This window comes from Neisseria shayeganii 871, assembly GCF_000226875.1.
Classification (GTDB): domain Bacteria; phylum Pseudomonadota; class Gammaproteobacteria; order Burkholderiales; family Neisseriaceae; genus Eikenella; species Eikenella shayeganii.
The window spans coordinates 1,355,850-1,362,995 of record NZ_JH164926.1 but is presented as its reverse complement, the minus strand read 5'-3'; the positions used below and the strand labels follow the sequence as shown (position 1 = coordinate 1,362,995).

Genomic DNA, 7,146 nt, shown 5'->3' with positions numbered 1-7,146 from the left:
CTCTAAACATCTAGGACAGGCTACCTGAAAGCGGTTGGGCGGGCGCGCTGTCGGTTTGGGCGACCGGCTCTTGCATCAGTGCCTGCATCAGCTCGGCGGTTTCCGCTTCTAAGGCGCGCAGGCGTTCGGCCAGCTGCTCGTTCATGTGCAGGGGCAGGGAAGGGTCGTGCGATTCGGCCAAAATGTGTTGGCGCCGGTCGTCGCGGGCGGTATAGAGGTCGGCCAGCTCGCGTGCTTTCCCGGCGGAAATGCCCAAAGCTTCCAAGGCCAAACGGCCGCTGTGCACGGCGGCATCGAAGGTTTCGCGCACCACATGGTTGGCGCCGGCGCGGTATAAATCGTGGCTGTGCCAATGGTCGTAGGCGCGGGCGATGACCGGCAGCTGCGGATAATGGCGGCGCACGAATTCGATGATTTCGATGGCGCGGCTGCGGTCGTCAATGGCCACAATCAACAGTTTGGCCCGCTGCAGGCCGGCGGAGGCGAGGAGTTCGGGGCGGTTGGCGTCGCCGTAATAGGTTTTCAGGCCGAATTGGGTCAGGCCGTCCACCGTTTCCGCGTGGTAGTCGATCACGGTGGAATGGTAGCCGCAGGCGGCCAGCATGCGGTTGATTTGCAGGCCGAAGCGGCCGTGGCCGAGCAGAATGATCGGTTTTTCATCGCCGATTTCGTCATCCGGGCGGTGGTCGGCGGCGTTGTCTGCCGTTTTGTTGAGGCGCTCGTAGAGGATAAACAGCAGCGGGGTCGCCACCATGGAGAGGGCGATCACCAGCAGGATGCGGTCGGCCAGCAGCGGCGGCAGCAGGTGGCTCTGTTTGCTGATCGACAACAGCACAAAACCGAATTCCCCGGCTTGTGCCAAGCTGAGAACAAACAGCTTGTTGGCCGTCGAATCGAGGCGGAAGATTTTGCCCAATACCAACAGCACCAGCATTTTCAACAGCATCAGGCCGCCGGTGAGGCCGAGGACCAGCCACCATTCCCCACCCAAGAGCTTGAAGTTGATGCCGGCGCCCACGGTAATGAAAAACAGCCCCAGCAGCAGCCCTTTAAACGGCTCCAGATGGCTTTCCAGCTCGTGCCGGTAGGCGCTTTCCGCCAGTGCCACGCCAGCGATGAAGGTGCCCAGTGCGGGCGAGAGGCCGATGACCGACATCAATTCGGCAATGCCCACCACCAGCATCAGGGTAAAGATGGTGAACATTTCGCGCAGCCCGGTGCGCCCGATGCGGCGGAACGCGGCGGGCACGATGCGGCGCACACCGAATACGATGGCGGCCAGCACCAGCGCGGTGGCCAGCGCCTGCAGCCACACCGGTTCGCCGGCCAAGAGATTGATGGAATGGTCGGCATCGGGCGCATTGGCCGCCGCACCGGCTGCGCCTAAAAGCGGCAGCAGTGCCAGCATCGGGATGGCCGCCACGTCTTGGAACAGCAGCACCATAAAGCCCGCCTGCCCGCCCTGCGTATTGAGCAAACCTTTTTCGCCCAAGGTTTGCAGCACGATGGCGGTGGACGACAGAGCCAGAATGCAGCCCACTGCCACGCCGACTTGCCAGCTTTGGCCCAGAGCCACCGCCGCTCCGGCAATCATGGCCACACTGAGACCGACCTGCAGGCCGCCCAAGCCCAATAATTTGTGCCGCAGCTGCCACAAAGTGTGCGGCGCCAGCTCCAAGCCGACCAGAAACAGCATCATCACCACGCCGAATTCGGCCACGTGCTGAATGGTCTCCACTTCCTTGCCCACCAAACCCAATACGGGGCCGATGGCGATGCCGGCCATCAGGTAGCCCAATACCGAGCCGAGGCCGAAGCGTTGCGAAACCAAGACCGCGGCAACGGCGGCAAACAGATAGATGAAGGCGTAAAGCAGAATCTCAGACATGGCGGTGAAGACGGAATGGGAGGAACAGCGCAGTCGCTTGATTGTGGAGAAAGGAGACGGCGCACGGAAGAGGGGCAGGCTACCTGAACAGGCCGCCCGAGCGATGCAGGCGGTTTGGGGCCTGTGCACAAACAATTCAGGCTACCTGAAACGTTTTCAGATAGCCTGAAGCAGGATTAGCCGATTTCGGCGGCGTATTGTTCGGCGGTCAGCAGGCCGTCCAGATCGGCGGCGTTGGCCGGGCGGATTTTGAAAAACCAACCTGCGCCGTAAGGATCGCTGTTGGCGGTTTCGGGGGCGCCGACCAAATCTTCGTTAACCGCCAGCACTTCGCCGGCAATCGGGGCGTAAACGTCGGAAGCGGCTTTCACCGATTCCACCACGCCGGCTTGGTCGTCGGCGGCCAGGCTGGCGCCCACTTCGGGCAGCTCGACAAAAACGATGTCGCCCAACAGCTCTTGCGCATGCTCGGTAATGCCCACGGTGACGCTGCCGTCGGCTTCCAGACGCAGCCATTCGTGGCTGGATACGTATTTCAAATCAGCGGGGATATTGCTCATGGTGTGTTCTCCAAGTGGGTAAAGAGCGGCCGGCAATCCGGCCGGATGGGTAGCTTAAAAAGAGACTTCTTTGGCCAGCTCGTCCAAACAGGCATTTGCGCGGCGTTTGAACGAGCCTTGGTTGTCTGCTATGTCTGGGTCTTCGATCAAGTCGTCGATCAGACATTGTTGGTCTCGGCAAATCAGCGCATAGCGTAGGGTGTTGGCGGTGCCGAAATTGCTGAAGCTCACCTGTACCTCGCCGCTGTCCAGCAGGCGGAAAGCCAAGCTGGAGGCGATTTCCTTAGGGTCGGCATCCTGCCCCTGAACAATCGGGTCGTAATCAATACAGGCAATGCCGCCTGTGGCTTGTGAGGCACGTTGGTCGCGCGCTAAGGTGCGTTTGAGATCGGCGCTAAGCAGGGCGGTATCAATCGACCCTTGGTAAACAACCGGCTCTTCGGATGCGGCTTGGCCGGCATCTGGATTTAGAAAAGAGGCATACAGGCTTTTCACCGTTTCCAATTTCAGGCGGCCGTAATCGGTTGTCGGTATCGGGGCTGAACTTTCCGCAGCCGGCACCACCACGACTTCTGATTTTTCTGCCGACGGCTCGGCGGGTGAGCACGCCAGCAAAGGCAGGCTGAGCAGGCAGGCGGCAGATAAACGGCGGCAATATCGACTCATGGCGGTTGCTCCAAAGCGGAAGATGGTATGGTAAAGATGGTTTCAGGTAGCCTGAGACCTTTGCCTCCCATCTGTGGCGCATTTCTGCGTTGTGCGTTTATGCCCTACGAACTGCTCGCTTGCCTATCGTGTGATATGTCTGTCCCGCAGGGATTCCTGGCGTTCACGCTCGCTGCGCTGCTACGCCCTGAACTGCGTCCACATCTGGAGGTTTAGCAAAGGTCTCAGCCTGTTGCCAAGGCTACCTGAAAGCGGGGCATGGCATCAATCGAATTGTTTTTGGCCGTTGCGCACAAACGGCAGTTTCAGCACGCGCACGTCCACTTCCTTGCCGCGCATCAGCACTTTGGCGGTGTCGCCTGCAAAGGCTTTCGGCACGCGGGCGATGGCGATGGACTGCTTCAGGCTGGGCGAGAACACGCCGCTGGTGGTGATGCCTTGGCCTTCGGGCGTCACCACTTCCATGCCTTCGCGCAAAACGCCGCCTTTGGCTAGCAAGAGGCCGACTTGTTTGACGTCCACGCCTTGTTCTTTGAGGGCGACGAGGGCGGTTTTGCCGATGAAGTCGCGGCTTTCGTCTTTCAAATCCACCGTCCAGCCCATGCCGGCCTGCAGCGGGCTGGTTTCGTCGTCCATGTCGTGGCCGTAGAGGTTCATGCCGGCTTCCATGCGCAGGGTATCGCGGGCGCCGAGGCCGCAAGGTTGAACGCCGGCTTCGCGCAGGGCGGCAAAGAAGGCGGTGGCTTCGCTGCCGGGCAGAATCACTTCTACGCCGTCTTCGCCGGTGTAGCCGGTGCGGGCGACAAACCAGTCGTTGCCCAAATCGGCGCCTTGGAAGGGCTTGAGCGCGTTAACGGTTTCGGCCCATTCGGGTTTGACGGCGAGCAGTTTTTCAATGGCTTTGGGACCTTGCACGGCGAGCATGGCAAGATCGTAGCGGGGAGTGATGTCAACGCCGAACGCTGCGCCCACTTTGGCAAATTGGGCCAGGTCTTTTTCGCGGGTGGCGGCGTTGGAGACGATGCGGTATTGGGTTTCGGCTTCGTTGGCGCGGTACACGATGAGGTCGTCCATCACGCCGCCGTTGTCGTTGAGCATGGCGGAATAGAGGGCTTTGCCGACGAAGGAGAGTTTGGCTACGTCGTTGGCGAGCAGTTTTTGCAGCCAGGCTTTGGCCTGTTCGCCGCGGATGTCGGAAACCAACATATGCGAAACGTCGAACATGCCGGCATCGGTGCGCACGGCTTCGTGTTCCTGGATTTGCGAACCGTAGTTGACGGGAAGCGCCCAGCCGGCGAAATCAACGAGTTTGCCGCCGGCGTCTTGGTGGGCGGCATAGAAAGGGGTCTGCTTTAAGCTCATGGGAGCGTACTCCTGGTGTTGGGGAAACGGTTGTCTGTTGGTTGCCTAGGCCGGCAAGGAAGCGAATTGGTCCCGCATAGTTTATGGCATGCGTGAAATCTAAGCTTTCGCACCAAAGCTGCCGTCGCTAAAGGGGCGGTAATTTAGTGTGGCGGCACCGGGATGAGACTGTCCGCTTGATTGAGCCAGAGGACGCCTTGATTTGGCCCTTTTGCTCAATGCCTTAAAAATATGTTGGTGGCCGCCATAAATCGACACAAAATGCCCTTTTTGCAGTGTTTGCGGGCAATATTTTTGCAAAGGTGACGCAAAGGGGCAGTCTCTGCCGCAAGCCTTAGCCTGTCAGCCCTACTTTGTCTATGCTGCCGTTGGGGGCGGTTGTGTCGGCACCTTGTGCAGACTGTTAGGGTGGGGCTTTACTAGACTTAACGGGCAGCTGTGAAGTTTTCAATTGCATTGATGGCGGTTTGGCTTGGAAAAAAGCAACTTTCATTAAATGCGGCGCTCAAATGGTCCTTGGACTGCTTAAAAAAACTGGCTGGATTATCACCTGATTTTGAAAATAGGGGCAAGGCTTAAATGCGGCTTGGCATGGGCGTTGCTCAAACCTTAAACAGACGACACTTGAATTACTTAATTTAACAAAATTTGTCATGTTTAAGTAAACAAACCGATAATTTCGTTTAATACTGTGAAGCTTGAATGAGTGAATGTGAAATAGACATTAAAATTTCCTTTCTAATCCTAACTTTGGAATTTTATTCCAACGGCATTTCGCTATAATGCGCCCGTGCTCCGACTGTAGAGTGATCACTGCTGATACCGTCGGGACAAGAAAAAGGTTGAAGTATTCGGATGTTAATAAACGGGAAAATAGGGAGCTGTCTTAGGTGATTTCAGTTAAGGCGGCTGTCGTCATGATCAATGCAAATCAATGGGAAAAACAGCAGCATGACAACAACCACAACCACTTTAGATAAAACCGATTTAAAAATCCTGCAGGTATTGCAGGGCAACGGCCGATTGACCAATGTGGAATTGGCCGAAAGGGTGGCGCTGTCGCCATCGCCCTGCCTGCGGCGCCTGAAACAGCTTGAGGAAGCAGGGGTGATCCGCAGTTATGCCGCCTTATTGAGCCCGGAAACAGTGTGCTTGGGTCTGCAGGTGTTTATCCGGGTGTCGGTAGATAAGGGCAGCCATTCGCGGGACGGCTTTGCCGAATCGGTCAAACAATGGCCGGAGGTACTGAGTTGCTTTGCACTCACCGGCGAAACCGATTATATGCTACATGCCTTCTTCACCGATATGCAGGCTTTTTCCCACTTTATTCTGGATACCTTACTGTCGCACCCGGGCGTGCTGGATGCGCGCTCCAGCTTTGTGTTGCAGGAAGTGAAGAACTCAACCGCGTTGCCGCTGCATCATTTGGCGGCAGATTGAATATTTGCCCGGTTGGCCGGCTTTCAGGTAGCCCGATGTGGTGTTGAGGCTACCTGAACGCCTTGATTTCGACAGTAAATTTTGATTTTGCCGAACGGCAGGGTTTATAATCCTGCCCTTTTTTCTGTCTGCAGGAAACCCAACCCATGAATGCTGTTCCGGATGAGGCTGCCGTTTTGGCCGATACCCGCCATTGGCTGGAGGCGGCGGTGATCGGTTTGAATTTGTGCCCGTTTGCCAAGGCGCCGTATGTGAAAGGCCGGGTGCGCATAGCGGTTAGCCGGGCCCGGCATTTGGATGCTTTTTTGGAAGATTTGGACCGCGAGCTGCAATATCTGGCTTCCGTGGCGTCAGAGGAGGTGGAAACCACGTTGTTGGTGCATCCCACGCTGTTTCCCGACTTTCTGCTCTTCAACGATATGTTGGAATTGGCCGATGCGGCGGTGGCCGACAACGGCTTGGAAGGCGTGTTGCAGATTGCGCCTTTCCATCCCGACTTCCAATTTGCCGACACGGAGGCGGACGACATCGGCAATTACACCAACCGCAGCCCTTACCCCACGCTGCACCTGATTCGCGAAGACAGCATTGCCAAAGCGGCGGAGGCGTTTCCCGACGCCGCCGAGATTTTCGAGCGCAACATCGCCCTGTTGGAAGAAATGGGACGCGAGGGGTGGGACAGCCTGGGCGTGGCCCGCGCTTGTCCGCACAAACGGGAGCCGTCGTGATTGTCCGTGCTTTATTGTGGGTGGCCGGAGCGCTTGCCCTGCTGACCGGCATCGTCGGCATTTTTCTGCCGCTCTTACCCACCACGCCGCTGGTGCTGTTGGCGGCTGCCTGCTGGGCGCGGGCGTCGCCGCGTTTCCACCGCTGGTTGCACCAACATCATTATTTCGGGCCGATGGTGCAGGATTGGGAGGAGCGCCGTGCTGTGCCCAGGCGGGGCAAGTATTTGGCGGCCGTTATGATGACGATTTCCTGCAGCTGGATGTTTTACGCCTTTCCTGAGCGTTGGTGGGCGGCGGCCATCACTTCGGTCATCTGCTTTTGTGTGGCCGTTTGGCTGTGGCGTCTGCCCGATGCTTGAGGCGGAGGGAGGGACGGCGCAGGCAGATGTGATGTTTGCCTTTTTCGCTTGGAAACGCAGGAAGCCTTCGCATAAAAAAATCGCCCCGTTGGCCGGCCAGCGGGGCGATTTGTATTGTTTCGGGCTGAGACCTTTGCAAAACC

At 57.8% G+C, this 7,146-nt stretch carries 7 protein-coding genes; 3 read left to right on the top strand and 4 right to left on the bottom strand.

Annotation, left to right across the window (positions count from 1 at the left end):
- Nucleotides 1–10: 10 nt before the first annotated feature.
- The 4 genes from HMPREF9371_RS06290 to gcvT form a co-directional block, all read right to left on the bottom strand.
- Complete coding sequence (locus HMPREF9371_RS06290) at nucleotides 11–1,888, bottom strand: monovalent cation:proton antiporter-2 (CPA2) family protein (protein WP_009119153.1); 1,878 nt, start codon at nucleotides 1,886–1,888, stop codon at nucleotides 11–13.
- Nucleotides 1,889–2,064: 176 nt separating this feature from the next.
- Entirely contained in the window at nucleotides 2,065–2,448 is a 384-nt protein-coding gene (gene gcvH / locus HMPREF9371_RS06285) for a glycine cleavage system protein GcvH (RefSeq protein ID WP_009119151.1), read from the bottom strand.
- Nucleotides 2,449–2,502: 54 nt separating this feature from the next.
- Entirely contained in the window at nucleotides 2,503–3,114 is a 612-nt protein-coding gene (locus HMPREF9371_RS06280) for a hypothetical protein (protein ID WP_040660283.1), read from the bottom strand.
- Between the two features lie 264 nt (nucleotides 3,115–3,378).
- Nucleotides 3,379–4,476 carry a glycine cleavage system aminomethyltransferase GcvT gene (gene gcvT, locus HMPREF9371_RS06275; RefSeq protein WP_009119149.1) on the bottom strand — a complete coding sequence of 366 codons (1,098 nt, stop codon included), beginning with the start codon at nucleotides 4,474–4,476 and terminating at the stop codon, nucleotides 3,379–3,381.
- Nucleotides 4,477–5,427: 951 nt separating this feature from the next.
- Here gcvT and HMPREF9371_RS06270 point away from each other — a divergent pair.
- The 3 genes from HMPREF9371_RS06270 to HMPREF9371_RS06260 all read left to right on the top strand — a co-directional run bounded on the left by HMPREF9371_RS06270 (nucleotide 5,428) and on the right by HMPREF9371_RS06260 (nucleotide 7,003).
- On the top strand, nucleotides 5,428–5,916 hold the full coding sequence (locus HMPREF9371_RS06270; protein ID WP_040660898.1) for an Lrp/AsnC family transcriptional regulator: 489 nt from the start codon (nucleotides 5,428–5,430) through the stop codon (nucleotides 5,914–5,916).
- A gap of 146 nt (nucleotides 5,917–6,062) precedes the next feature.
- Nucleotides 6,063–6,644 (top strand): DUF1415 domain-containing protein, encoded by a 582-nt coding sequence (locus HMPREF9371_RS06265; RefSeq protein ID WP_009119146.1) that lies wholly within the window; start codon nucleotides 6,063–6,065, stop codon nucleotides 6,642–6,644.
- On the top strand, nucleotides 6,644–7,003 hold the full coding sequence (locus HMPREF9371_RS06260) for a YbaN family protein (protein WP_040660895.1): 360 nt from the start codon (nucleotides 6,644–6,646) through the stop codon (nucleotides 7,001–7,003). The genes HMPREF9371_RS06265 and HMPREF9371_RS06260 overlap by 1 nt, the downstream gene beginning before the upstream one ends.
- Nucleotides 7,004–7,146 lie beyond the last annotated feature (143 nt).

Bases quoted from the DNA above. Each gene is read 5' to 3' on its own strand.
- gcvH (WP_009119151.1), bottom strand. From the start codon at position 2,448: ATGAGCAATATCCCCGCTGATTTGAAATACGTATCCAGCCACGAATGG.
- gcvT (WP_009119149.1), bottom strand. From the start codon at position 4,476: ATGAGCTTAAAGCAGACCCCTTTCTATGCCGCCCACCAAGACGCCGGC.
- HMPREF9371_RS06280 (WP_040660283.1), bottom strand. From the start codon at position 3,114: ATGAGTCGATATTGCCGCCGTTTATCTGCCGCCTGCCTGCTCAGCCTG.
- HMPREF9371_RS06265 (WP_009119146.1), top strand. From the start codon at position 6,063: ATGAATGCTGTTCCGGATGAGGCTGCCGTTTTGGCCGATACCCGCCAT.
- HMPREF9371_RS06290 (WP_009119153.1), bottom strand. From the start codon at position 1,888: ATGTCTGAGATTCTGCTTTACGCCTTCATCTATCTGTTTGCCGCCGTT.
- HMPREF9371_RS06270 (WP_040660898.1), top strand. From the start codon at position 5,428: ATGACAACAACCACAACCACTTTAGATAAAACCGATTTAAAAATCCTG.